At 53.9% G+C, this 26,664-nt stretch carries 27 protein-coding genes; 24 read left to right on the top strand and 3 right to left on the bottom strand.

Going from position 1 to position 26,664, the window contains the following annotated elements:
• Positions 1 to 26: 26 nt before the first annotated feature.
• Together VA597_RS12805 and VA597_RS12800 are read right to left on the bottom strand one after the other, a co-directional pair.
• On the bottom strand, positions 27 to 1,583 hold the full coding sequence (locus VA597_RS12805; protein ID WP_323410751.1) for a UvrD-helicase domain-containing protein: 1,557 nt from the start codon (positions 1,581 to 1,583) through the stop codon (positions 27 to 29).
• On the bottom strand, positions 1,570 to 3,324 hold the full coding sequence (locus tag VA597_RS12800) for an ATP-dependent nuclease (RefSeq protein WP_323410752.1): 1,755 nt from the start codon (positions 3,322 to 3,324) through the stop codon (positions 1,570 to 1,572). The genes VA597_RS12805 and VA597_RS12800 overlap by 14 nt, the downstream gene beginning before the upstream one ends.
• A gap of 315 nt (positions 3,325 to 3,639) precedes the next feature.
• Here VA597_RS12800 and VA597_RS12795 point away from each other — a divergent pair, with 315 nt between their 5' ends.
• Genes VA597_RS12795 through VA597_RS12780 form a run of 4 tightly spaced genes read left to right on the top strand, consistent with a single transcriptional unit; the run spans position 3,640 to position 8,073 of the window.
• Entirely contained in the window at positions 3,640 to 4,983 is a 1,344-nt protein-coding gene (locus VA597_RS12795; protein ID WP_323410753.1) for an LPD28 domain-containing protein, read from the top strand.
• Between the two features lie 2 nt (positions 4,984 to 4,985).
• The gene (locus VA597_RS12790) at positions 4,986 to 5,969 is read left to right on the top strand and encodes a DUF4314 domain-containing protein (protein WP_326974731.1); all 984 of its coding nucleotides are present in this window, start codon (positions 4,986 to 4,988) and stop codon (positions 5,967 to 5,969) included.
• On the top strand, positions 5,962 to 7,077 hold the full coding sequence (locus VA597_RS12785) for an antirestriction protein ArdA (protein ID WP_326974730.1): 1,116 nt from the start codon (positions 5,962 to 5,964) through the stop codon (positions 7,075 to 7,077). The genes VA597_RS12790 and VA597_RS12785 overlap by 8 nt, the downstream gene beginning before the upstream one ends.
• Positions 7,078 to 8,073, top strand: coding sequence for a hypothetical protein (locus VA597_RS12780; RefSeq protein WP_326974729.1), 996 nt, complete (start codon positions 7,078 to 7,080; stop codon positions 8,071 to 8,073).
• Positions 8,074 to 8,101: 28 nt separating this feature from the next.
• On the opposite strand, the gene VA597_RS12775 is transcribed toward VA597_RS12780, so the two are convergent.
• Positions 8,102 to 8,326, bottom strand: coding sequence for a helix-turn-helix domain-containing protein (locus VA597_RS12775; protein ID WP_326974728.1), 225 nt, complete (start codon positions 8,324 to 8,326; stop codon positions 8,102 to 8,104).
• Positions 8,327 to 8,471: 145 nt separating this feature from the next.
• Here VA597_RS12775 and VA597_RS12770 point away from each other — a divergent pair, with 145 nt between their 5' ends.
• The 20 genes from VA597_RS12770 (at position 8,472) to VA597_RS12675 (ending at position 26,645) form a co-directional block, all read left to right on the top strand.
• Positions 8,472 to 8,687 carry a hypothetical protein gene (locus VA597_RS12770; protein WP_326974727.1) on the top strand — a complete coding sequence of 72 codons (216 nt, stop codon included), beginning with the start codon at positions 8,472 to 8,474 and terminating at the stop codon, positions 8,685 to 8,687.
• Positions 8,688 to 8,782: 95 nt separating this feature from the next.
• The gene (locus tag VA597_RS12765) at positions 8,783 to 9,115 is read left to right on the top strand and encodes a hypothetical protein (protein ID WP_326974726.1); all 333 of its coding nucleotides are present in this window, start codon (positions 8,783 to 8,785) and stop codon (positions 9,113 to 9,115) included.
• A gap of 8 nt (positions 9,116 to 9,123) precedes the next feature.
• Positions 9,124 to 9,960, top strand: coding sequence for a DNA adenine methylase (locus VA597_RS12760; protein ID WP_326974725.1), 837 nt, complete (start codon positions 9,124 to 9,126; stop codon positions 9,958 to 9,960).
• 18 nt (positions 9,961 to 9,978) lie between these two features.
• Positions 9,979 to 10,491 (top strand): hypothetical protein, encoded by a 513-nt coding sequence (locus tag VA597_RS12755; RefSeq protein WP_326974724.1) that lies wholly within the window; start codon positions 9,979 to 9,981, stop codon positions 10,489 to 10,491.
• Positions 10,466 to 11,221: a DUF3849 domain-containing protein gene (locus tag VA597_RS12750; RefSeq protein ID WP_326974723.1), complete on the top strand. Its 756-nt coding sequence runs from the start codon at positions 10,466 to 10,468 to the stop codon at positions 11,219 to 11,221. Before VA597_RS12755 ends, VA597_RS12750 begins: the two co-directional genes overlap by 26 nt.
• Before the next feature lie 14 nt (positions 11,222 to 11,235).
• The gene (locus tag VA597_RS12745; protein ID WP_326974722.1) at positions 11,236 to 11,784 is read left to right on the top strand and encodes a YodL domain-containing protein; all 549 of its coding nucleotides are present in this window, start codon (positions 11,236 to 11,238) and stop codon (positions 11,782 to 11,784) included.
• Between the two features lie 58 nt (positions 11,785 to 11,842).
• Entirely contained in the window at positions 11,843 to 12,226 is a 384-nt protein-coding gene (locus tag VA597_RS12740) for a SpoVG family protein (protein ID WP_326974721.1), read from the top strand.
• An 8-nt stretch (positions 12,227 to 12,234) separates the two neighbouring features.
• Positions 12,235 to 16,896 (top strand): S-layer homology domain-containing protein, encoded by a 4,662-nt coding sequence (locus VA597_RS12735; protein WP_326974720.1) that lies wholly within the window; start codon positions 12,235 to 12,237, stop codon positions 16,894 to 16,896.
• Positions 16,897 to 17,083: 187 nt separating this feature from the next.
• Entirely contained in the window at positions 17,084 to 17,281 is a 198-nt protein-coding gene (locus tag VA597_RS12730; protein ID WP_326975688.1) for a DUF6133 family protein, read from the top strand.
• A complete protein-coding gene (locus VA597_RS12725) occupies positions 17,271 to 17,723 on the top strand; it encodes an A24 family peptidase (protein ID WP_326974719.1) in 453 nt (150 codons plus the stop codon). Before VA597_RS12730 ends, VA597_RS12725 begins: the two co-directional genes overlap by 11 nt.
• Positions 17,720 to 18,529, top strand: coding sequence for a Flp pilus assembly protein CpaB (gene cpaB / locus VA597_RS12720; RefSeq protein WP_326974718.1), 810 nt, complete (start codon positions 17,720 to 17,722; stop codon positions 18,527 to 18,529). The genes VA597_RS12725 and cpaB overlap by 4 nt, the downstream gene beginning before the upstream one ends.
• Positions 18,529 to 19,344: a ParA family protein gene (locus VA597_RS12715; RefSeq protein ID WP_326974717.1), complete on the top strand. Its 816-nt coding sequence runs from the start codon at positions 18,529 to 18,531 to the stop codon at positions 19,342 to 19,344. Before cpaB ends, VA597_RS12715 begins: the two co-directional genes overlap by 1 nt.
• Positions 19,338 to 20,825, top strand: coding sequence for a type II/IV secretion system ATPase subunit (locus tag VA597_RS12710; RefSeq protein WP_326974716.1), 1,488 nt, complete (start codon positions 19,338 to 19,340; stop codon positions 20,823 to 20,825). Before VA597_RS12715 ends, VA597_RS12710 begins: the two co-directional genes overlap by 7 nt.
• Entirely contained in the window at positions 20,822 to 21,751 is a 930-nt protein-coding gene (locus VA597_RS12705; protein ID WP_326974715.1) for a type II secretion system F family protein, read from the top strand. Before VA597_RS12710 ends, VA597_RS12705 begins: the two co-directional genes overlap by 4 nt.
• Before the next feature lie 4 nt (positions 21,752 to 21,755).
• Positions 21,756 to 22,628 (top strand): secretion protein F, encoded by an 873-nt coding sequence (locus VA597_RS12700; RefSeq protein ID WP_326974714.1) that lies wholly within the window; start codon positions 21,756 to 21,758, stop codon positions 22,626 to 22,628.
• Positions 22,629 to 22,642: 14 nt separating this feature from the next.
• Positions 22,643 to 23,296 (top strand): hypothetical protein, encoded by a 654-nt coding sequence (locus VA597_RS12695; protein ID WP_326974713.1) that lies wholly within the window; start codon positions 22,643 to 22,645, stop codon positions 23,294 to 23,296.
• Positions 23,293 to 23,688 (top strand): DUF4320 family protein, encoded by a 396-nt coding sequence (locus VA597_RS12690; RefSeq protein WP_326974712.1) that lies wholly within the window; start codon positions 23,293 to 23,295, stop codon positions 23,686 to 23,688. The genes VA597_RS12695 and VA597_RS12690 overlap by 4 nt, the downstream gene beginning before the upstream one ends.
• An 8-nt stretch (positions 23,689 to 23,696) precedes the next feature.
• A complete protein-coding gene (locus VA597_RS12685; protein ID WP_326974711.1) occupies positions 23,697 to 24,242 on the top strand; it encodes a hypothetical protein in 546 nt (181 codons plus the stop codon).
• A gap of 64 nt (positions 24,243 to 24,306) precedes the next feature.
• Positions 24,307 to 24,894, top strand: a complete 588-nt coding sequence (locus tag VA597_RS12680; protein WP_326974710.1) for a DUF6550 family protein — start codon at positions 24,307 to 24,309, stop codon at positions 24,892 to 24,894.
• Positions 24,895 to 24,959: 65 nt separating this feature from the next.
• The gene (locus VA597_RS12675) at positions 24,960 to 26,645 is read left to right on the top strand and encodes a hypothetical protein (protein ID WP_326974709.1); all 1,686 of its coding nucleotides are present in this window, start codon (positions 24,960 to 24,962) and stop codon (positions 26,643 to 26,645) included.
• Positions 26,646 to 26,664: the final 19 nt, after the last annotated feature.

Raw genomic sequence — 26,664 nt, 5'->3', positions numbered from 1 at the left:
AGTTTCATTTACAATAAATAGGCATATTACTGAACAGTTATTAGGTCGCCACATGGAATGTTTGCGTCTTGAAAAAGTGATATGATCTTGTGCCTTACGGCATTTGCATCATTCGTTTCCGTGTTAACAATGATCAGTTTTGACTTTGCCCGTGTGCAAGCTACATAATGATTATTTATATGCTCGTCGTTTATTGCACCGTTGTGAGCATAATCTTCAATGAATATGACTACCTGATCAAACTCTAATCCCTTTGAAGAATGAAGTGTAAGGGTGCAATGTTTTGGCTTTTCGGGGTTAAGTGCCACAGCATATTTGGGGTCTACAATTGTCTCAAATAGGCTCTCAATATGCTGGGGCATTGTTGGGTATCCCAGATAATCAGCAAGAGTATTTACTTTTTGGGCAAAGATAGCCTGTTCATCGACATGCTGTTCAATCGCTCGCAGCATTTGCTGTGTTCTTCCTACAGATACCTTGTCGTTTTCTGTTGGTATGTCGTTTATAAAATCGTATGCCGAATATGAGCTAAGCAAGATATAACTTGCAATCGCAGTGTAAAGCCAAGCCGCATTTGTTGTGATGTCATCAATAGGCGTCGGAGGAATATAGATATGCTCGATGCCACTTTGCGACAAGAGGGTTGCCCCTTCGCTTGCACCATATTTTTGTGTCCATCCGCTGTATTCTTTTTGGCTCCGAAGCAAAGCTGATGTTTTGCTTGCGTCAAGCAGCGGGATAACCTTTGACGCCCAATCTTCGTTCGTTGCCGCAAGCCAAATAATATCACCTGTGTTCTGTGGTTGGGTAACAAGTTCTCTTGTCGCAGCAAACAAAAGATTGGAGTAATCTTGGATTTGCTTATCTGAACGATGGTTTTCTGTCAAAAATTTATGAGTAAATCCTGCTTTTGTAAATACCGATATGAACGAAGCTGGGTTTGCGCCTCTCCACCGATAAATTGACTGTTTTTCATCACCGACAATAAAGGTGGTTATTCTCAACTCATCACACAGGTACATGAAAAACTTGTGCATATCGATATCGCAATCCTGATACTCATCGATGTATATTCCAAAATACTTTGCCTGTAGGTAAAGGCGGCAGGCTTCCGATTTTTTTATGATATCCAGAGCCAAATCAAAAACGAAGTTTCGCCTGTTGTCGGCATACGAATAAATCGTATGAGTAATTTTTATGCTTTCAAGCCCATCAGCAAGAGAATTCAGACGATTGTCACGATTCGCGTAGTCGGTGTCGAGGTCAACATCGTATTCATCGCCGTAAACATCCTTTAAAAATGGTTTTATAATTTCTTCTATGGCGAAGCTGTTGTTTGTGCCGATAAAACATTGTGTTGTATCAAGGGTAAGACGGTCACGAATTTCTTGTGCCGCTCTGATTGTAAAGGTAATGGACGCGATCATTTTGTGCGTTTTATTCTCAAGCAAATCGTGGCAGATTTTTGCTATCATTGTATGAGTCTTGCCTGTTCCGGCACTCGCGCTCACAACAATATTTCCGGCTGTATTGATGACAATATCTTCTTGCTGTGGCGATAAATTAATATCACAAAGTTTCATTGCGCACCGCCTTCAAACACGCAAAGTTATAGTGGTTGTATATCTTTTTGCAATCCTTTTCGGATAACCTGTCCACCAGCTCGACCATCTTATGTTGTTTTTTTGATTTAAGAAGTTTGACACAAGCCGTCGTTGTGCTTCCACCAAGTAGTTCGCAAAATCTGGTTTTTCGCAGACACTCCCCCAAATCTTCTTCTAAATCACAATGTGAAAGGTACAAGCCGTATCTGCGGCGCAAGTCGTCCAAGGCAGCTTTGTTAGAATCGTAATGTTCTCTTCTCTTGCTGGGCTTTTTATCATTTTTAGTTAAAAAAAGATTTAAGGGTATGGTGTCAGTTGTAACAGCTATATCTATATGCTTAACAAGACCGTTTATCCGGCTAAAACCCGCTTGTCTGTACTGAGGTGGTCTTGAGCTTGGCACTTGCATAATATCATTGTCCGTTTTAATGACAAACTTAATCTTTAGGGCAGACAAGATATTAATATAAGGCTTAAAGCCTATACCTTCAACACTTAGCACATAGATGCCTTTAGATTCGTAATATGGATCAATTTCCGATAATACCCGTTCAAAAAGGATACACTCAGACTCGCCTTCAACCAATAGAACTGTATCAGCGAAAATTGCCCACGACAATTCCCTGTTTAGTTTTTTCTTTGCTGATTTCCATTCTCTGGGTACAGTATAACATTCACTTGTGGCGACTATTTTATCAGTGTTATAAAGGCGAACGAGGGTCACATCATCCATTTCACTCAATACAAACGGGGAGTGGGTTGAGATGAACAGATAATTCAACGTATTGTCATTCGCATCTGTGTCGAAAAGGAAATGGGACAAGGCAGCTTGCATCGACCGATGGAGGTTCGTTTCAGGTTCCTCTATCAAGAAAATGTTTATTTTTTTGTCTGCGGCTTCTGCGGACAGGATATTGTACACAGAATAGGCAAGTAGTTTTTTACGTCCTTCGCCTGAGGTAGGGTACTCATTATCATCACCTTCTTGGTGGATAAACGGCACAATGTTTGAGTATAGTTGATTTATGGCGAAGTTCGAACGAATACTTATGGAAACATTCTCATCCCTCATTTTTCGATACGAGGGTGTTAGCTTGTCTTGAAATGATCGAACACCTGATAATCTTGAAATCTCCTCATTGATTTCATCCACCTTTGTCTTAATGTTCCTTTCGGACGCCTTATCTTGTTCTGCACCAGCCTCTTCGTTTTTTATAAGGCTATGTATATTCTTTTTAAACAGCTCATTCAAATCAACATATGAATTGATGTAAATTACATTAAATAAGGTGTCAACCTCGAAAAAGCCGCCAACGCTTGCCTTAACTTCGACAAGTCTGCCCCCGCCCCACCACATGGTTATATCGGCACGTTTATCAAGTCTGTTGTAAACAGCCTTAAGTAGAATAACAGCCTCAGAGTCTGTGCTGCCAATAGCACCCTTGAGGCGGGCTCGCAGCTTTTGGGTGTCAGGGGATGCTGTGTCTGTAATGTCAATGCTTACTGAGATTTCAATTTTTTCATCAACATTCCGCTTATGAAAATCAGAGTCAATCAAATCTCGCTTGCGCATATCGCGGTCAAAAAGATAGCGCATAGCATATAGAAAATTGGTTTTTCCTATATCATTCATTCCGAAGAACACATTCTTGTTGCCGATGTTTACCGTAAGATCAGCGAAGTTACGGAAGTTCTTAATTGTTATTGTCTTGAATTTCATGTACTTGTTCGAGCCTCCTTTGCAATCTGAGTACTTTACCTACAAATTCTCATCAGTTCATTCGCCAGTAACAGTAGAAAGGGTTACACCGCCGTTGTCTCTTCAAATGGTTTGCCATGCGAATAACGGAAACTTCCCATAATGGTATTGCTATTTTCTGAACCGAAACTTTTCACAATTAGAAAATGCACCAAATTGTTTTCTCAAATAATACAATTATTGTATCACGGTGCCAGCACAATCTCAATAATAACAACTCTTCTCGAGCCGTTGAGGGGGTGCGCTGGACAATAAATCACAAAGGAGAGGATTTTCATGCGCGTAAACGTCAGAGAAGAAGACTTCGAGTATGTCGAGCTGTTCGGCAAGCCGGCGCTGCTCACCGAAAACCGCATTCAGACTAACAGTGTCCCGGAAGGCTGGTACTGCTACGACCTCCGCGGCAGCGACGACGATCCCCGCGAGCCGGTAACTATCGAGCCGTATGTGGTAATTAACCACGCCGGCTCCGTCCTGACCCACGAGAAAATCAACATCCCCGGCGAGGGCTTCCTGCGACTGGGGAACAGTCTGGATTTCCTTGACGAGCACCTGACCTTTCAGGCGTTCTGTGAGGAACATGATATCCCTTACCCGGCGGACAATCAAACATTCAAGCTCCGACCTGCTTCTGAATCAGAGGCGGGCCTTTTTTACGCCATGACGCCGGAGAAGGACGCGGAGCTGGGCTGTATTGGCCATGTCCGAATGGATTTTGGCCATGGAGGCAAAGAATTTTGGCACACCTGGTGGCCCCGCAGCGACGAAACCCTCAATTCGCCCGAGTTCAAGCAGGAGCTGGGCGAGGTGGTGGATAAACTGCGAAAAACCGTTCTGAAGGACCTGTCCTCCATGTCCAACTACTGCTACGACAACGGCGGGGAGATAAGCAAGAATTCCGGTCAGTACGGCTATGTGGCGGAAACCGAGCATTACCGCTACTGCCTACGTTGCAATCCTAAGCCCGGAGATTATCAGGCGTACCTGACCTGCTTTGATAAGCGCCAGCAGGAGCTGCGGCAGGAGCCGCCCGTCATCGGCAAGGTCAGCTTTGCCAGCGGTGAAACGCTGGCCTACACCGATCCGGCCATCTTTTTGCAGGTCATCCGCGACGAGTTGCCATACAAGCCCACCTCCGGCTTTCAGTATGAGGTGCTGACGGACGATCCCACCGTCCGAAAAGGCGCTGACGATATTCTCTACGATCTGTTCGGTGAGGAAAACCCGCGTCCGCTGGAGGATTACGGCCTGACGCAGCGTGGCCGCGAGGCGCTTAAAAACGCGGAGAATCCAAATCTGCCCCACAGCTACCGCTGGTTCGTGGTGGAGAACTTCGCCTGCGAGGGTGAAACTCGACATGACACTAATTCCCTCACTGGGGCAATCGACCGCTTCAACGGCCTTGCCTGCGACAGCAAGCGCCTGTGCGTCACTAAGGATGACGTCGCCACCGTCTATCTGGCAATCGCCCAGGACGGAGAAACGCATCTGGACGAGGGTTGGCGGGACAATCCCCGATTCGCCGCAGACAGCACCGTACAGGAAGCGGACGCGCGATTGCAGCTCAGCATCGCGGGGCTGGAGCTGTCCGGCCCGACTATTACAATGGGAGGAATGTAAACATGAAACTTCAAAAGGAATGGATCGATTTTCTGCGGGAGCAGTACCCGCATGGCAGCCGCATCCGGCTTCGTGAAATGAAAGACCAGTACCACCCCATGGAGCCGGGGACGATGGGGACGCTGGACTGCATTGACGACGTCGGCACATTCCATGTGAAGTGGGATAACGGCAGCGGCCTTGGGTTGATCATCGGCGAGGACAGCTTCACCGTCCTGCCGCCCGAAACGCATCTCCTCAAGCTGTATATGCCCATGGCCATGGATTGCTACGAGAAAAATGAATGGGGCGACACCGAGGACGAGCCCACGGAGCTGGACAACCACACGGCGGCAGGCTATGCGGACCACATTGTCGCCGCACTGATGCGGGAGCGGCTGTCCACCGAAACGGAACGCGGCCTCATGTACTATTACGATAAAAACGACAGCGTGGAGCAGAAGGTCAAGTCCTGTGATTTCACCGCCGAGGTGCGGAACGGCAGGCTCTGGGGCGTGGCGGAATGCCAGGTGACGGGCGAGCTGACACCGAAGGAGTTGTACACGCTGAAGGAGTACATCTCCGGGCAGGCCAGCGATGGCTTCGGCGAGGGCTTTGAGCAAAGAGAAATCAAAGTCGGCGACCGCGAGCTCTACGCCCATCTCTGGAGCAGCGAGGACAGTTGGAGCATCCGAACCGAGCAGGAATGCTTCGTCCAAAAACTGGCGGAGGGACTGCCGGAGCTGTGCTTCTCCACGCTGCCCGGTACCGGCGATCTCATCTGCATCAAGCGCGGCGAGAGCGGCTACTACAAAAGTGACTGGAGCACTGACAGCAGAGAGAAAAATCAGGAACTGGCCGACTACAACAACGAACGCCTCGGCGTGACAGCATCCCAGCGGCAGGCTATGGAGTACGGCAGCATGCATGGGTGGAACGTCCCCGGCGCGGACCCGAAAGCCTATGAACCAGAAGGACCGAGAATAGGAGGAATGACCCTTGCGTAAGATTCTTAATGTGTACCTTGCCAGAGCCAACGCGCCGTATAGCGAGGCGTATGCGGATCTGGATCTGCCCGCTTCGCCCTATGAGCTGCTGGACGCGCTGGACAAGCTGCGGCTGGACGAGGGCGAAGCGCCCTATCTGCAGATCAATGAATACTATGATTTTGAGGAATTGGCACCTCTGCTCTCCGGTGACGCCGGCCTCTATGAGCTCAACGCCCTGGCGCAGAAGCTCTCAGAGCTGGACGAGCGGCAACAGGTTTCCTTCGAGGGCCTTGTGCAGATGGAGGTCAATAAAAAGCAGGGGTTCATTCCCATGTCGCGGCTCATTGACCTCGCCTACAGCACGGACTGCTGCCATGTGACAGATGCGCTGAACGATTCCCAACTCGGCAGATTCTACGCCGAGAACGGCTTTGTGCCGGAGGTTGAACATCTTCCGGATAAGGTGTTTGAACTGCTGGACTTTGAAAGAATCGGGCGCGAGGCCCGAATCGGCGAATGCGGTGTGTTCACTAAAAAGGGCTATGTGGTACAGCATACAGAGCTGAATGAGGCATTTCAGACCCTGGACCTGACGCTGAAGCAGCCCGATTATCAGATCCTTATGGAGTTGACAGACAGTGGTTTTCTGGGATTGCCGCAGACCGCACTGCCCGATACCCAGCCGCGCCGCTGTCTGGACTGTCGGATACCGCTGCTTTCGGGGGCGTTGGACAGCGTAAAAGACATTGAAATACTTAACGGATTCGCGGAGAAATTGTCTACTATGACCGGAAAAGAAATACTCCGGTATAAGGCCGTTCTTACCGCAATGGAATGCGGCGACCTTCAAAGCGCCGTATCTTTGCTGGACAATCTGGATCACTATATGCTGGATACAAAAATCTCCAGCCCGGAGAGCGCGGCATTGGCGGAGCTGAATTTCATGGTAGACGGCAAGGATGTGGAACGGCTGCAACGGTATATGAATCTGCCTGCGTACGGCAGGGATCTGCTGGAACAGGATAATGCCGTGATTACCCCTTACGGACGTATGGATCGCGATGATTTTCAGCCCATGGCGGCGACGTTTCAGAAGTCCGCGCAGGGCGGAATGGAGATGCTGTAAATGAATTGTATTGAACGGCTGAACACGATCCCTGCCACAGTGCAGGAAAAAAAGTGGCTGGAGAAACGGCTTGCGACACTTTCGGAAAAAGAATCTCTGGTTCTCGACGCCGCCATACTCAGATCGCCACCCGAATCCGCCTCCGAAGCCATCAACCACCTGCTCCGCCTTGAAGATTATGAGGTGTGCTGCCCGGTCGGGAGTTATGAGGAACTCGGCCGGTTTTATTTGCGCAGCGAAACAACGCTTCCGGAAAGCCTCTATCCATTCACCGATCTGAACCAGCTTGGACGCAATTATGAGAATGCGCACCCCGGCCTGTTTGTCGGCAACGCTTATGTATGCTATCCGACAGAAGAACCAGACTTCCACTATAACGGCTCCAACCTCGAATCTTGTGTGGATAATGATTGGAGCGTCAAGCTGAAGCTGACATCACAGCATACTCCCGATGGTGTGTGGCTGCGGCTGCCGGATTACGAGGAATTAAACGACGGTAAGCCCGACGAGATACGGATTGCGCTGGATGCGCTGGGCGTGGAACATATCGATGAATGCACACTGCTGGAGGCAAAGTGTATCCTGCCCGAGATCAGGGATTTGACACAGCAGTATGACCGCATTTCCGATCTGGTCTATGACGGGCAAAACCTTGGATTTGTACTGGATGAGCGCGGTCAAGGAATGCGCAATTTTTTGGAGCTGTACGCCGCGGCATTGGAATATGAGGACTGCAGCAGGCTTTCGGCGGCGCTTGACATCGCCGAAAGCCTGAACCGCTATAATCTGATACCGGTGTCCGGACTTCGGGAGTACGCCGAGAAAGACCTGAAAAGTCAGGGAGTCTCCATCCCGGAGCTTGCCCAAAGCACCTTCGGCTTTGAGGAATACGCCGTTGAACTTCTGGAAGAACGCGGCTTCTCCCTATCCCGTAACGGAAGCTGCTATATTTGCAAAGAACAATCGCAGCGGTTTTCAGAAATGTCTATGGAATAAAAGAATGTCCGCCGAAACGGACATTCTTTTATCTGATCTCCAACAGCTTTTCGATTGGCACATCTAACGCTTCCGAGATATCATATAGAATTGCAATACTGGGCGCGGCTGCGGCGGTTTCGACGCGCTGTATCTGGTTTCGGCTGTACCCGGTCATCTCGGCCAACTGGAGCTGCGTAAGTCCCTGTTCTTTCCGATAATGCAGGATGTTCAGGCCAATCTGGATGTATTTCTTATAGTGTTTATCGTCCATGGCGCACCTCCTATTAATATTTTATCCGGAACCCACGTGAAAAGCGTCAACCTTATTCGCGCAAATACTCGTTCTATGTTGCATTATGCCCGGATTGATGGTAAAATACCATTTGAAACGAGTAATTGCGCGAGAGGTGATGTAAATGCAGACCACTGACTTTGAACAGGCGTTCGGTGACTTTCTGGACCGCCGTGAATATGATCAGGCGGAAAACGCGCTGTTCGCTATGGTGCGCATCGCTTTTCTCGCAGGCTGGAAAGCTGCCGGCGGGGACCCGCCGGCACCGCAGAAGATCGTTCAGCTGATGCACAAAGACGATATTTCCAAGGACGCAATTGAAACTGACATAAAAGAATAAACCAAACACAACGAAGGGGCCGTTTTTCCGAAAAGGACAACGGCCCTTCTTTTTTGCGCTCTTTTTCGGGAAAACGCCCCCGGGAAGGAGGATCAATGCAGAAAGACAGGCTTATCGGATACCTGGAAATCTTTCATGCCGGAGAGCAATATGCCGCGACAAGTCGGGAGTTGGAATTTGCCTTCGACGTCAAAGGCGCGGCACTGCGCAAACAGATCAACACCCTGCGCCGAAAGGGCGTTCCCATCGCCAGCGGCGAAAACGGCTACTACTATGCCGAGACGGAACAGGAGGTCCGCCGCACCATCGCCCACATGAAACACCGCATTTCCGGTATCAGCGCCGCCATCTGCGGTCTGGAAAAATCGCTGGAGCATTTCGATACGGCCCAGACCCGTCTCCCGCTGAACGGAGGTGATGGACTCTGAACAGTTTTATGAGCTGGATCGGCGGAAAGAAAGCACTGCGGGATGTGATTCTCCAGCGCTTTCCGCTGTATTACGAGAAATACATCGAGGTATTCGGCGGCGGAGGCTGGGTGTTGTTTCACAAGCCGCCCGGCAATGATTTTGAGGTCTACAATGACTTCAACGGTCTTTTGACCAATCTTTACCGCTGCGTAAGGGATCAGCCCCAGGCGTTGATAACGGCACTCAAATATGGACTCAATTCCCGTGAGGATTTTGATTTCATAAAAGCGGCCCTCGCGCGGGACAGTCCTGCAACCGAAATTCAGAAAGCGGTGTGGTTTTATCAGATCATCCGCTATTCCTATGCCTCCGGTCTCACCAGCTATGGAAGCCGCAGCCATGATATGTGGTCAAACTTTCCGCTGATCGAGCAGGCTCACCGACGCCTGGCAAAGGTGGTCATCGAAAACCAGGACTGCGAAAGGCTCATTCGGCATTTTGATTCGCCGGTGAGCTTTTTCTATATTGACCCGCCCTACCATGGCACCGAGGGCTACTACAAAAACGTCGGCGAGGACGGCTTCACCGAGAAAGACCACATCCGGCTGCGGGATACGCTGGTTCCGGAGGACGGCGCCTTTCAGGGCAAATTCATGCTTTCCTACAACGACGATGAATTTGTACGGGATCTGTATGACCGGCCAGGCATACAAATCGAATCGGTCACCCGGCTCAACAGCATTAAACAGCGGTATGAAGCGGCCAGTCAGTTCCCGGAGGTGCTGATCGCCAATTACGATATGACCGAGCGGCAAAACCACGAACCCCTACAACTGAATATGTTCACAAAACATGGCGAATGAGGAAAGGAAAAAATGCTTATGAAATTTATCAAAGAACCCGGCAGGAACGGCGTCATCATCCCCAAGGCAGCCCTTAAGCTCAGCAAACTGGATGGTGTCCCTCTGGAGCTGCACACTTTGACCAATGCGGCGGTGGTCATCTCCGGCGAGATGGACGCCATGGAGCTTATCCGCACGGCGGATTCTCTGAATGACGTGGCCAGCAAACTTCTGCTGCAGCTTGCCCGTGACTGCGGCCACTGCGACTGCTGCGGCGATCCCGGTGAGGCTTGCGAACTGCTCCGCGATCGTGAAATACCGGACATTCTTGTCCCCGTTTGGGCGCTGGAGGAAGCGGATATCCCCAGAGACGCCAAACTCACCTGCGAAGTAAACGAAGACAGCGGTGAAATCTGTGTCCGTCAGGCGGATTATGATTTTGATTTAACCGATGTGCCGCTTCCCATTCTGGATTTCCTCCGCAGCTGCGGTATGTGCCTTGAAGCACTGGAGGATCGCCTGATGGATGAAAGAGTCGTCTATGGAAAATGACGTCTACCTCTATCCCGGCTCCATCGATTATGCCAGGCAGCGCAAGGAGATTGCCCTTTGGCGGGAGAGCTGGAAAGCAAATATTGCCTGCAAAAAAGCCATTGAGGAAGCCATCCGGCGTGACTTTGACGGAATGCATTTGAATCCTGACTGCGCTGACGGCGTCATCGCGGAATACGGTTTTAAGCGGGTGAACTTTGTGCTGGCGAATACGATACAGGAAAAAGCCTATGATGGTCGTTTCTCCGGTAAAAATAAGGCATGGGCAAAAATGACCTCCATCCCGCCTGACAAGGAGCACAACTATACTTTCGCGGTAGACAGCCATCCCGCCGTGCTGGACGGGTTCGTGGATGAATACCGCGAGGCGTATCAGGCACTGGGCCTGTTTGACCACGCCCAATGCGAAGCAGATACCAATTCTCTGGACTTCACCGGCAAAGTGCTGGTTCTTTCGCCCAACATTCTGAAAGAGGAATGTTGGCGACAGGCGGATCAGCTGTGGTACGCCCACGACGGTTTCGGCTGCAGTCCAAACGCCAACGGGCGCTCGGTGCGCTGCACCTGTCTTTCGGACGGCGAGGAAACCCGCTGGAACCGCCATGACTTCGTCGGTGTGCTAAAGGACGAGTTTCTACCGGACTGGGCGCAGGAAAAGCTGGCAGAGCTGACCGCGCCCCGACAGGAGCAGAGCGAAGCGTCTCAGACGGGAGGTATGAACATGACTTAAAGGAGGGATGCGCCATGCGGGGCATTGAGCAGCGAAAAGGCTGTGTTTTTTACTATGGAAACCCTGCCGGATACATCGACCGGGATGTCGCCGTTATGGACGCCATGTTCCAAAATGATGAGCTGGAGCGATGGCTGACGAGAAATCAACTGAAGGCCCAATGGACCAACGGCGTCTATGAGCGCATTGCCGACGGAAATGTCCCAACTTACTCGGATGAGGCCATGCCTGTCTTAAAAAGCTGTCGCATCTGGCAGCTGAAGCCCGGCGCGGCAGCATGGAAAGACATCGTCACCTTCGGAAGGCCCCTGCCGGAGCCGAAGATGGAGGATTACGCCGTTGTCTACGACGGGCAGCTCGACACCAACGATCTGGAGGCGATCTATGACAAGTTCACCGAACGCAGGCCGCCCGGCTTTTCAGGCCGCCCGATGTCGGTCTCCGACCTCGTGGAGCTCTACGACGGCAGCGGCGGCAATTTATATTATCTCGACCGCACTTGCTTTCGGCCTGTTAAGTTTCCCGGCCTGGAGCAGGATTGCGGGATGAAGATGACCTTGTGACCCAGCGCCCGGACGGGGCGCTTTTTGTTATCCAAAATTAAAAAGGAGGACATTTTCAATGGCAAAAATACAGACTCAAGCGGCGGAGCAGGCCGCCCTGGAGAAAACCGCAGAGCAGAACTCCGGCAACTATGACGTCCGGATCTTCGGTGCAAAAAGCAGCGGCACGCAGAGAGCAACAGCCAGCGTCAACATCAACGGTGCCTTTGCCATCCGCGGCGTGAAGGTGCTTGAGAGTAGCAGGGGCCTTTTTGTAGCCATGCCCCAGTATAAGGTAGGCTCCGAGTATAAGGACATCTGCTTTCCCTGTACCAAGGAATCCCGTGAACAGTTTAATGCCGCCGTCATGAAAGCTTATGAGCAGGCGCTCAATCAGAAACAGTCTCAGGCGCAGAGCGATGCACCCGCAGCCCAGCAGACTCAGACCATGGGCGGAATGTGAGGAAGCTGATGAAAAGAAAAATGAAAAGGCTTTCGAGCTTGCTGCTTACGCTCTGCCTGACGTTATCCTTGTGTTTGGGCAGCGCCTACGCCGCCAACCACATGTTTTCAGACAGTGCCGGACATTGGGCGGAGGACATCATTCAGGAGCTTGCCGAACGTGGGATCATCGCGGGTTACCCGGACGGCACGGTAAAGCCGGACAATATCATCACGCGGGGCGAGTTTTGCGCCCTGCTTGCCCGGTATCTGGAACTCGACGCCACAGGCGCGGAAAAAGAGACGCCGACCTTCTCGGATATCGACGGGAACTGGTCGGAGGCAAATATTGAAGCCCTGGTGGACGCCGGGATCATCGCCCCCGGAGACTACGACGGCAGCTTCCGGTCAACCGAACCCATCACCAGAATCGAGATCATACGCATGATGGTGCGCTCCATTCATAAGGGCGACGCCGCCGAAGCCTACACGGGCCGCACCGGGTTTTCCGATGACAGCGCGCTTTACGGCGCCGACAAAGGCTATGCCCACTACGCCGATGATTATGGTCTCGTGAAAGGTTATCCCGACAACACCATAAGGCCGGATGATGAAAGCACCCGCGCCGAGGCGTTCGCCCTGCTGGAGCGGCAGAAGGATGCGGCGGACAAAGCTGCTGAGGAAGCCAAAAAGAATCAGGAAGACTCCAGATCTGGCAGTAGCTCAGGCGGCGGCTCCGTCAGTTATCCAAAAGCGCAGGTATCCTTCGAGCTGCCGACAACGGCGCATACCGACACCGCGGTTCCTGTTGCCGCCACGACGAAATACGCGAAATCCATCACATGGTCGCTCACCAAGGCAACCGCAGACGATGGGCAGAAACCCTTGCCTCTCTCGGATGCCGTCAGCGGCTCCCTGACCGACAGCGGCGGAAGCATCACCTTTAAAAACAACGGCAGCTATACGCTGACTGCGACGGCAGTCAACAGCGCGGGACGGGAAACTGTCTATTCGCAGACGGTCACGGTTTATCCCGTGATTGACGTGAGTTTTGACCTGCCGGAAACCACCCATACTGATAAGACAGTGACCATCGCCGAGTCAGCCGAGCTCTGTGACCTGAGCATAACGTGGTCGCTCACAAAGGACGGCGCCGCGGCCGAGCTGGATACCGCATTAAACGGCAGCCTCGGCAATGACGGCGGCACCATCCAGTTTGCGGACAAAGGTGAATACGCCCTGACCGCCTCGGTGACCGACGAAACAGGGCGTGAATTCACCCACAGTGAAACGGTCACGGTCTATTCGGTGCCGGACGTCGCGTTTGAACTTCCCTCGACTTCGCACACCGACACCGCCATCGAACTCGGGACCACCCTGACGGAGATGGACGGCCTGACTGCCGCGTGGAGCCTGACCCGTAGCGGCGAGGCGGTCGCACTGAGCGACTATATCGATGGTACGCTCACCAACAACGGCGGTACAATCCGGTTTACGGAAAAAGGCGTGTACACCCTAACCGCTACGTTCACCGACGCCACCGGGCGAACCTTTGAAACCTCCTCCAGCGTCACCGTGTATCCTGTGGGCGCTGTCGGCTTCTACCTGCCCGATATTGTCCATGCCGATGAAACTGTTACGGTGGAAGCAACCTTCACCAACATTGATACGGCCACGGCGGAATGGACGCTGACCCGCAATGGCGCTGCGGTTACCCTTGGCGATTATGTCGACGGTACGCTGACAAACGAGGGCGGCAGCGTTCAGTTCACTACCAAGGGTGAATACGTCCTGACCGCCTCCCTCACGGATGCGGCCGGGCGGAGCTACAGCTACAGCCAGACCGTCACCGCCTATCCCGTGCCGACCCTGACCTTCAGCCTCCCGGACTCCGTGCATACCGATACGGACGTCGTGATCGACGCGGTCTCCACGGATATGGACGGTCTGACCGTGGAATGGCTGGTGGACAACACCTACGGATTTCAGGATTGGAACACCTATATAAGCGGCGATCTCACCAACGATGGAGGCACGATCCGCTTTAAGCACGCCGGTATGTACGAGCTGGTCGCAAGAGTAACCGACGCTACCGGACGGGTATTCCTTTTCGAGCCCGGCGACAAAATTGAGGTTCTTCCGGTTCTCACGATCCAGTTCGACCTGCCGGAAACTACCTATCCCGACCGGACGGTCGACCTCCGAACCACTGGGAACAACAATGTGCTTCCGGTGGAGTGGTCATTGACCAAGGACGGCAAAAGCGTGTCCATTTCAACCTATATCGAGGGCACGCTGAACGCCCAGGGCGGAAAAATCCAGTTCGCGGACGACGGCGAATACGTCCTCACGGCCACGATGACCGACGCGCTGGGCAGAACCTTCTCCTGCAGCGACAGCATCACCGTTTACCCGATCCCCGAAATTGATCTTACCCTGCCGCAGACCGGATATGCAACAGAAACCACCACTGTATCCGTCAGCGGTACTCACCTGGATAACCTGACCACCGTGTGGACGGTTTCCAAGGACAGCGGCGAAGCGGCTCCGTATTCCGATTACGTCAGCGGAACCCTGTCAAGTGACGGCGGGAGCATCGCGTTTAACAGCAAAGGCAGCTACACGCTGACCATTACCATGACCGACGCGCTGGGCAGGAGCTACTCACAGACCGGAAACATTACCATTTATCCCATTCCAGAGATCAAGCTGACCATACCCCAGACCGGATACGTCGGAGAGTCCGACACAGTGTCCCTCAGCGGAACCGATCTGGACAGTGTGACCATTGCGTGGACAATCTCCAAGGACGGCGGCACAGCCAGGGCCTACACCGATTACACCAGCGGAACCCTGGCGGCTGACGGCGGCAGTATCACATTCAACGATAAAGGCAGCTATACGCTGACCGTCACCATGACCGACGCCCTCGGCAGGAGCTTCGCGGACAGCGCAGAAATCACAGTTTATCCCATTCCTGATATCGCGCTGAGCCTGCCGCAGACCGGGTACGTCGGTGAAGCAGCCACAGTATTCGTCAGTGGTACCGATCTGGATAACCTCACCGCCGTGTGGACGATTTCCAAGGACGGCGGTACAGCCAAGACCTATACCGAATACACCAGCGGAACCTTGGCGGTTGACGGCGGCAGTATCACATTCAACGACAAAGGCAGTTATACACTGACCGTCACGCTGACCGACACGTTGGGCCGAGCCTTCTCCGAAAGTTCGGCAATCACCGTCTATCCCATCCCGGAGATACAGATCAGCCTCCCGGCACTCAATTACAGCACTGAGGCGATTACGGTCGGCGTAACCGGAACCGAACTGGACGGTCTGAATATTGACTGGAGCATATCCATAAATGGCGGTGCCGCCGTTCCGTACACCAGCGTCGCGGCCGGGACCCTGTCCGAAAGCGGCGGCACCATCACGCTCAGCACCAGCACAACCGCCACCGTGCAGCTCATCGCAACGGGTGCAGACGCAATTGGTCGTTCCTTTACCTTTAAATCCAATACGACAGCGCTCAAGCCCATCGCGGAGTGCGGCTTCACACTTCCGGCCTCCGTTCACATTGGAAAGGCGGCAGCCGTTACCATAACGGACAGCTCCGGTATGGAGAGTAACAGCATCGTATGGTCGCTGACCAAGGACGGAAGCACCGCAAGCTATAACGGAACCCTATCCAACAGCGGCGGCAGCATTACCATCAGCGCTGCGGGAACCTATAAGCTGACAGCCACGGTCACGGACAGTGAGGGGCGGGTATTTTCTCACTCCGAGAACATCACCGTCACCAACGCCGCACCCGGCGCACCGACCGCCAGCGCCACTCCGACCCGGACAGCCAGCAACGGCAAATTCCTCGTCAATTTCTCCGCTTCCTCGATTGACCCGGACGGCGATGCTATGACCTATGAGTGGGACGGTACAAGCGCCGATGGCTATTACGCCGCCGGAACGTACACTGTCAAAGCCCGCGCCAAGGATGCCTGGGGATTGTATTCTGCGTGGACGGAAGTGAAGTTCACCGTTTCCAACTCCGCACCCACAACGCCGGTCATCACTCGTTCGCCCAGCGGGAACAGCGTCAGCCCCGGCACGGCGGTGACCATCACGGCCTCCTCAACAGACCCAGACGGTGACGCCATCACCTATGTATGGGACGGCCGACTTGCGGAAACCAGCACCGGCTATCCTCTTGGCAAGAATATCGTCAAGGTCAAGGCAGTGGATTCCACCGGCGCCGAGTCCTCCTGGGCGGCTATTATATTTTTTGTAGCGGATTCTTCCCATGGCGGCGGTATGACGCTCACCGGGCCTGAATCGACCATTATTGAAGACGGTGTGCAGGGCGCGACCATCACGAAATGGACATTTACCGTCCCCTCTGTCAGCGGGCACAGCGCAAACTACGACTACGGGCAGGTCAGAGGATACAATATTCAAACCGGCCAGTGGGAGCAGCTTAAAACGGTATCCTTCGACTCGTCTATTGGCAACTCGTTTGCGGCCACGGATGGCAACACGGGACGCGTCTACAGCAACAATGGCGTTTATATGTACGGCACACTGACGCCCGGCGTCTATTCGAAGCTCGAATTCTACTACTACACGCCTCACAATTGCATGTATAACAAATCCAACATCACCTATTCCGTGGAGTTTTACTGGTCCGCGGGTTAAAAGCGCTGCCATCCACACAGTCTTATGGCGAGGCAGCATAAAAAGCAAGCCTTCCGCAGTGACTACCATTGCGGAAGACTTCTTAATGTCAGAATTTAGGAGGAATTTCATTATGAAAAAACTGTTTTCCAAACTTAGAAACGGGGCTGTGAAAGCCGTCGCATCTGCGAAAAACGCCCTGATCACTATGGTTGTGTTGGGCAGACGCTCCCGCAAGGCGCTTGCCGGCAACCGCGCCGAGGGGTACATCGATACGGCCATCAAAATCCTGATCGCCGTGGTTTTGGGCGGTCTGCTCCTGGCCGGGCTGTACTCCTTGTTCGGAGATACGGTTCTGCCCACGCTGGTTGACCGCATCAAAGAAATGTTCAACTATGCCGGCTGACAGCGTCGCACAGACGGCGCTTTTTTGCTGTCTGCTCCTCGCGGCCTCGGTATGGGACATCCGAAAGCGGATCGTCCCCGACACACTCTGCGTCCTCATTTTCTGCCTTGGCCTACGGACGCTTACACCTGATAAGCTGTTCGGCGTCCTGCTGGCTCTTCCACTTCTCATCGCCGCCCTTATAAAAGAGGGCGGCATGGGCGGCGGCGATATCAAGCTCACAGCCGCCGCGGGCTTCGTTTTGGGCCTCCCCGCGGGGACCGTGGGCCTGATCCTCGGCCTCACGGCGGTGCTGGGGTACTATTTGGCGGACAAAGGCATCCGAAAACTGAAGAAATCCGAAACGCAGGCGGCGGGAGAACACATCCTGCCGCTGGCGCCCTTTTTATCCGCGGGCTTTATCGCCGCGTACATTATGAACTTAGGAGGCTCAATCCTATGAATCTATTCAAAAACCGCACCGTGGTGGGTGTTTTTTGCATCCTGCTCTCGCTGCTCATTTGCTTCGGCGTAACGCCGCTTTTCAACAGCGCCGTCAGCGAGAAGGCGGAAATTGTCCGCGTGGTCAAGGAGATTAAGGCCGGCGACGAGATCACGGCAGATATGGTGCAGACCGCAGAGGTGGGCGGTTACGGCCTGCCTGACAACGTGATTCGCAAGACCGATACTGTCGTCGGCAAATATGCCGCCGCCGACCTTTCCATCGGCGATTATATCCTCAGTACCAAGCTGACCGACACCCCCGCTGCGGAAAATGCCTATCTGTACAACCTCGACGGTACCAAACAGGCCATATCGGTCACCATCAAGAGCTTTGCGGAGGGCCTGTCCGGCAAGCTCCAGAGCGGAGATATTGTATCCGTCATTGCCCCCAACTATAACGGGCAGGGCGCCACCGTCATCCCCGCCGAACTCCAGTATGTGGAGGTCATCGGCGTGACCGCCTCCTCCGGCGCCGACGTAGACACCGGAGAGGATACTGGCGACGAGGATCAGGAGCTGCCTTCCACCGTGACCCTGCTGGTGACAACCGAGCAAAGTAAGGTGCTGGCTGGGCTGGAATCGGACGGTACCATTCATCTGGCGCTTGTCTACCGCGGTACGGCAGAGAACGCCGACAAATTTATCGCAGCGCAGGAGGAAACGCTGGCGTCGCTCTATCCCTCAAAGGACAACGGGGGCACGCGGGAAACGGAGGCAAACTCCACGGTCAATCAGAGTACCGAAGCGGAAAGCGGGGTGCAGTGATGCTGAACTTCAAGAAAAGCAGTATCTTCTCCCGCAGCGCGGAGAAGGATGAGCTGCCGCCCGAGCCGGAAACTCAGGGCGGCATTCTCGCGGTTTGGGGTGCTCCCGGCAGCGGCAAGACCACCGTAGCGACAAAGATCGCAAAGTACCTTGCCGATCAGAAGCGCAACACGGTACTGATGCTCTGCGATATGACCGCACCCATGCTGCCCTGCATCTGCCCGCCCTCCGAGCTGGAATGCGACCATTCCCTGGGCAGTATCCTCGCCGCCGCTCATGTGTCCGAACCGCTCATCAAGCACAACCTTGTGACACTGAAGAAATACAGCCATCTTACTCTCCTTGGCATGAAGAAAGGGGAAAACGAGTACACCTACCCGCCATACTCGGAGGTGCAGGCGAAAGAATTGCTGGACGGGCTGCGGGAGACTGCGCCCTTTGTAGTGATTGACTGCGGCAGCTACATCGCAAACGACATCCTTTCGGCAGTCTCACTGATGGAAGCCGACAACGTCCTGCGGCTGTCCGGCGCGGATCTCAAATCCGTAAGCTATTTTTCCAGCCAGCTTCCGCTTCTGCGGGACGGCAAATGGGACGCGGACAAACAGTACAAGGTGGCCTCTAACGTAAAGCCCTGGCAGGCTGGAGAGCAGACCGCTCAGGCACTCGGATCGGTGGCTTTCACACTGCCGTATTCGCGGGAACTGGAGGATCAGTATCTCGCCGGAAACCTGCTGGCCGACTTGTCCCTCAAGGACAGCCGCACGCTGCGCAGGGAAATTGAAAAAATCGCAAAGGAGGTATTTGAATGCTGAAGAAAGAAAGGGGCATCCTGAGCTTTTTCAGGAAAAACCGCGCGCAGGAGGACGCACCCCCAAAACCGACTGAGGCCAGACGGTGGCAGGAGCCGTCGCAGATCAATCGACCTGTGGAATTCACCGCTTCGGGACGGGCGCATTCCCTGTTCTTTACCCCCGAAAGCGAAGGCAAGGACTTTTCCTCCGTGCTGAATGACGTGCAAACATATATCTCCGCCAACTACAGCACCCTCATCACCGGGAACTCCGAAGACGCCAAAGCACAGATGAAGCGCTATATCACGAAATATATTCAGGACCGCCGCATCGCGGTAAACGGCATCAGCGGAGAGAAGCTGGTAGACGCTCTCTATTCGGAAATGGCCGAGTTCGGCTTCCTCACCAAGTATATCCACGGCATCGGGATCGAGGAAATCGACGTCAACTCCTGGAAGGATATCGAGGTGCAGTATTCGGACGGTCGCACCGTGAAGCTGGACGAACGCTTCGACGGTCCGCAGCACGCCGTCAACGTCATCCGCAGAATGCTCCATGTCAGCGGCATGGTGCTGGATAACGCCAGCCCCATCGCGCTGGGCCATCTCTCCAAAAACATCCGCATCACAGTCCTGAAAAGCCCCATCGTGGATGAGGATGTGGGCGTCGCGGCCAGCATCCGTATTGTCAACCCGCAGAGCATGAAAAAGGATGATTTCGTCCGGGGCGGCACGGCTACGGAGCCGATGCTGGACTTTTTGTCCCTCTGCGTCCGGTACGGAATTTCGGTCTGCGTGGCGGGAGCAACCAGTTCCGGCAAAACCACCGTGGCCGGCTGGGTGCTTACCACCGTCCCTGACAACAAGCGCATCTACACCATCGAAAACGGCTCCCGTGAGCTGGCGCTGGTGCGGGAAATGGACGGCCGGGTGGTCAACTCGGTCATTCATACCCTGACCCGCGACAGCGACATCGACCGCCAGCGGATCGATCAGATCAGTCTTCTGGATGCGGCGCTTCGCTTCAATCCCGATATTATCGTGGTCGGTGAGATGCGGGGCGCCGAGGCGAACGCGGCACAGGAAGCCGCGCGCACTGGCGTGGCGGTAGTGACCACTATCCACTCCAACTCCTGCGAGGCCACCTACCGCCGCATGGTATCCCTGTGTAAGCGCGCGGTGGATACGCCCGATCAGACCCTCATGGACTACGTCACTGAGGCGTACCCCATCGTGGTATTCTGCAAGCAGCTCGAAAACAAGCAGCGGCGCATGATGGAGATTCAGGAATGCGAAATCCTGCCGGACGGCTCCCGCCGCTTCCGCCCGCTCTTCCAGTACATCATCACCGAAAACCGGATGGAGGACGGAAAATTTATCATTGAGGGACACCATGAACAGGTCAACGCCATTTCGGACAGCCTCGCCAAGCGGCTGCTTGAAAACGGGATGCCCCAGCCATTGATCGAGCGGCTCCAGGGAAAGGAGGCGGCAATCGCGTGACCACCGTTCTTCTAATTGCCTGCATCGGCATGATCACGGGCTTTTTCCTGATTCTCGGTATTTCCCCGATGAGCTTCACCGGGGGAATCTTTTTCCGGCTTATCGATAAACCGAAATCTATCCGCGACGAGGTCAAAGAGGCAACTCACCGGAAAAAACGGTCCTATCTGCGACGGCAGATTGCCGAGGCGCAGTCCATCCTCAAGGTGACCGGCCGGGAAAACCGATTCCCCATGCTTTGCGCCCTGTCTCTGGCGCTCTTCGCCGCGGGGGCATCTGCCGCAATTATTATGAGTAACTTCTTTCTCGTTCCCGTAATGGCGGTGGGAATGATGTTCCTGCCGTTCTGGTATGTAAAGCTGACGCAGACCCACTTCAAAAAGAACATCGCGGCCGAGTTGGAAACCGCCTTGTCCATTATCACCACAGCGTACCTGCGCAACGAAGACATCCTCACTGCCGTTGAAGAAAATCTGGCGTATCTGAATCCGCCCGTGCTGTCGGTGTTCCGTGACTTTGTAAACCGCGTCCGGCTGGTCGATCCCGACGTGGAGGCGGCCCTGAGCGACCTCCGGGAGCAGATCGACAATCCGGTCTTTCAGGAATGGTGCGGCACCTTATGCGACTGTCAGTATGACCGCAGCCTGAAAACCACGCTGACCCCCATTGTGACCAAGCTCAGCGACGTGCGCGTGGTCAACGGAGAGCTGGAAAACATGGTATTTGAGCCGCGCAAGGAATATATCGTCATGGTGGTGCTTGTATTGGGCAACATTCCGCTGATGCGCATGCTGAATCAGGACTGGTACCACACCCTGATGCATACCGCGCCGGGTCAAATCGTGCTGGCGGTCTGCGCCGCTGTCATTTTTATCACGACGGCGTTCGTAATCCGGGTGACCCAGCCCATCGAGTATCGGAGGTGACGGCATGACGGGAGCTATTTTTTTATTCGGAGTCCTCCTTGCGGCAGGGCTCTTTTTTATTGCCGCGGATCTGCTGCGGCTGCCCAGCCTTGCCGCGCAAAAGGCGATGCTGGCGGCGGGTAAACAGGCTAAGGCAAAGCCCAAAACCGTTGACACCCTGCTCCAGAGCGCCGCCGTCCGGCTTTCCCATTTGATCAGCATGGATGAGTATAAGCGGAGTCGGATGAAGAACGTCCTGTCGGCGGCGGGGCTGAATACGACCCCGGAGCTGTTCATGGCCACGGCCATCGTCAAGGCGGCATCCGTAGCCGTGCTTGCCGTCCCGAGCATTTTCGTCCTGCCGCTGCTGGCGCCCGTGGCTCTGTTCCTCGCCGTCCTCATTTATTTCAAGGAGATTCGAAAGGCAGACGAGGCACTCTCAGCCAAGCGGAGCCGGATCGAGCAGGAGCTTCCCCGGTTCGTTGCGACCATCACCCAGGAGCTCAGGGCCAGTCGGGATGTGCTGGCGATACTGGAGAATTTCAAGAAAAACGCCGACTCGGATTTTGGTGCGGAGCTGGACATCCTCACCGCAGATATGCGCTCCTCCAGTTACGAGGCGGCGCTGACCCGGTTTGAGGCAAGGTTCAATTCGCCCATGCTCTCGGATATCACGCGGGGCCTGATCGGTGTTCTGCGCGGCGACGACGGGGCGGTGTATTTCCAGATGCTCTCGCACGATATGAAGCAGTTGGAGCTCCAGCGACTCAAGGCCCAAGCCATGAAAATCCCACCGAAAATCCGCGTCTGCTCCTTTTTTATGCTCATGTGCTTCCTGATGACGTACATGGTCATCATCGTCTATGAAATCATCACATCCCTCGGCGGGATGTTCTAAGGAGGGAAACCGTCATGGAAAACAAATATCAGGTTCTGCTTTTTGACAGACTGCAGGAAAACTACGCCGCCTTCGCAGACCAGTGGTCGGCAATGACACCATCCGAGCTGATTGAAAAGGCAGAAAAGATCTACGCGGCCCAAATGGTCAAGGAGCATCTCATGAAAAGCGTGGATGAGCAGCAGGCCGAATGGCTCCTGCGGTTTGAAAATCCGCTGGAAATCATGCGGGATAAATGGATCAATGAAAACGGCATGGAGATGGTGCATGACGAGGATTTCTCCCATGCACTGTGGGCGGTCATGGACTGTCAGGACACCGAAAACCTCTATCCGCTGGCGCCCGGCGTGGAGCCGACGCCCGGCCGAGATGCTCCGGTCACCGTGCGGGAATTCATCGAACGGCATCCGGGCGCTTCCTTCGATATGATGACGCCGGGTGGCTTCGTATACCTGACACCCGAGCGCGTCATGTTGCTGCTTGCCGGACAGAGCGTGAAGGGACATCCCGGAGAAATTGAGTATGCCATGGAAATCACAGCGGATGAACTGCTGAATCAAGAGGTTCTCAACGCGAATTTCAGCGGCAATGAATGGCATATGCTCAGCAACGAAATCCAGGAGATGACTCGAAAGCCGCTCACGCTGGATCAGGGGGTGACCATGTGATCCGCGCTCTGAAAAACAGACGCGGCGAGGGCTACATCGACGTGGCGGTGCTGGTGCTCTGCGCCATGCTGGTCATCGCCCTCGCCGTGCAGGTCTTTCCCGCCTATATTGCCAAGCAGCAAGTGGACACCTTTGCTTCGGAGCTGATTCGGGAGGCAGAGATCGCTGGGCGGGTAAGCAGTGAAACCACAACACAGGAGCAGCTCCTACGGGAGCGTACCGGGCTGGTACCCGAGGTAACCTGGTCAAAAACGGGAATGATCCAGCTCAATGAGGAAGTCACGGTGACGGTGACCTATGAGATGAATATCGGCCTTTTCGCGGGCTTCGGCTCTTTTCCGGTCACGCTGCAGGCACAGGCAACCGGAAAATCCGAAGTCTATTGGAAGTAGGTGGACAGATGAGACGAATCAAACGAATTTTAACAGGCAAACGAGGCTCCTCTTTTCCGCTGATCGTTGCCGTGACCCTCGCTCTGGCGCTCATCTTCTGCGGCGTATCCGAGTATTTCCGGCTGATCGTGATTGCCCAGGGCGTCCGGGACGCGGTACAGAGTGCCGTGATCTCTACCGTCAACGACAACTATGATGACGTATACCACGGCGTCCGGGAGGGCTATTCGGGCGCCTATCAGCCAACCGCCGGTGATTTTGAGGAATCGCTGGATTACGGCGATATTTACGGACGGCTGGACAAGCTCCTCGGCCTTTCCGCCAGCGGCGGCTACCATGAGAAACGTAATTCCGATAGCGAGCTGGAATTCAGAATCTGGAGCCTGTCGGTGGATATTGAGAACGCTCCGCTTGCTTCCGGCGACCAGGCGTCAAACCGGTTTCAGGCGGACGGCGCCATTGAGCTGGAGGTTCCCGTATCCTTTGCCGGGGAGCTCCTGCCACCCATGCGCATTACTGTCAAGACCAGCGCAGGTTTTATTCCCAGGTTTTGACTTTCTTTAAAAAGTATTTTATCATAAGGATAGACTTCCAAAAGCTGTTGTGGTAGGGTGTGGCTTGACGAAAGCTATCCAATACGAACGGGAGGACGCACCGATGAAAAACATGAGCGATAAAAGCAAACGGCGGCTCGTCGTAGGCGTGAGCCTCGCAGCCTGCGCCATACTTGTCGTACTGATCGGAAGCCGTTTCATGACGGAACCTCAGACGGATGATCCGATCTCCTCGCAAAGCTCCGAGCCGTCCGATGTGACGGTGGATACCGATACAGAAAAAAATAGTGAGGTGGTGGTCTCCGCCCCCGATATCTCCAGCGCGGCCGGCACGGACAGCAGCGTTCCCGCAGGCGGCGGGGATGACAGCGGTACCGAGCAGACCATTCAGAGCGACGTGACTAAACCGGAATACTCCGATGAGCAGCTCACCAATCCCTCGCAGAAACCAAATGGAGAATCCGCTACAACACCTACGCCGTCATCTGGCAGCACCAATACGAGTCCGTCCGAGGGTACCTCCTCAAACGACTCCGGCAAATCCAGCGGCGGTCTGCCCGGATTTGACAACGTGCCAAACTTAGGAGAGAATCAAGTATCTGAAGGAGAAAGCACTGGCGACATAAACAAGCAAGTGGGCACAATGGACTGAACGGAATAATCCCTCAAGCACGGTTGAAAGATACCGTGCTTTTTTATTTGTAAAAGGAGGAACAGATGAAAAAACTGCTTCAGATATCATTGAGCCTATTGCTTATTCTGTGCCTGTTTTGCCCCATCACGGCCTTTGCTGATACGGGGGGAAGCGGTAATATGGACGGCGGTGGTGGCGGAATGGGTACCGGGACAAACTCAAATTACTGGAACCCCGGCGATGATGGTGTACGTGTAACCGTAGTGAGGGCAAGTGACCATGCCGTGGTCACGACCCCCATTGACCTGACGGATATTACTCCATCATCAAATATCTATCACTTCGGGAAAGTAAGCAAATTGCAGTACAATAACGGCATATCTCTGCGGGCATATCAAGGTGGTTATACATGTATCAATCCCCCTCAAGCTATCCCGCAGGTAATAAGTACGAATGGAACAAACAACATTGATGCACTCAAGAAGTATTTCTGTTCAGAATTCCTTGTGCAGCTTATAGCGAACCACACAGGCATGGATTACAACGTCCTGATCAACGGCGACTATAAGTTGTTAATTGAGCCGCTTGCCTATTTCACTTTTCAAGGAGCCAAGATCGTAATGACTGCAACAGAAGCGGCTCTCTACGACCAGCAGGTGAATGGCCTGCTTCGGAGCTGGATGCAGTCACTCACGCATAAAAATCTTCCCTTTGCGATGTTTTTGGAAACATCCGATCTCGGTTATCCTGCTTGGAGTGGCTCCACAACAAGCGCAACATCCAACGCGAACATTATTTCGTCCCTGGGGCTTGGCATCGTACGCTTTAAAGAAGGAACCGACCCCGTCGAGGTTGATACCATTGACTATGAGTACCGGGTCAACACCGAGGTGATTACAGCGGTCACGGTCAGCGGAGGACAGTCCGATCCGGATGATCCGGTCAGCGTAAAATTCCGAATAGGCGGAACCACTTACACCGTGAGCAACGTGTACTACCCATCCGGCAACAGTCAGCTTGCGTGGGTGAAATGGACGACGCCGGACACGGAGCAAGACATGGTAATCACGGTCACGGTGATCGGGCCCGGCAGCACTTCAAACTCCACCATCAACGTTAGAATTGTGGATCTGGATCAGAATAAACCGCCGAATCCCGTGGCTGACGGCCGCAACGACGGCTTTTCCTATTCCCCGGTACCCAACCGGGCGAATCAGAGCTCCACAAGCTGGGGCGTATGGCGCCCATGGTGGCAGGAGAATTGGGTGTGGTACGGCGACGATGAGGACGGATATTGGGTCGACGAGGGCTGGTGGCAGTTCGATTATGACAGTTACACTGCCAAGCTGATCTCCTCCATGAGTATCGTGTGCGACAGCAAAAACCCCACGGCCAGCGGGGATACCATGAAGTCTGGCTATGGGATCAATCAGACCGTCACGGGAAAAGTCACCACCACGCAAAGCACGGCGGTGACGAAGCCGCAGACAGCGGTCAGCTATTTCCCGGAATTCGGCTATGAAACCTATTGGCGGCGGCTGGAGCAGATGAGCTCGGGCAAATTCGAATTTCAGAAGAACCCATATTCTACGTATAAGAATCGCACCCATTTCACGCCGATCTGGATGCCTGATGGAGCCTATACCGTCAACACTTGGCTCATTGACGCATGGACGCCGGCCGGTATGCTCTCCGCGAATCTGACAGACTCGCTGACAATCAGCGGCAACCTGTGGCAGGACTGGCACATTGCTCCGGCAAACCCATAAGTACGTCAACAAGGCCGCT

It is taken from the genome of Caproicibacter sp. BJN0012, from assembly GCF_035986805.1.
Lineage (GTDB): Bacteria > Bacillota > Clostridia > Oscillospirales > Acutalibacteraceae > Caproicibacter.
This window is presented reverse-complemented; position numbering and strand designations above follow the sequence as displayed.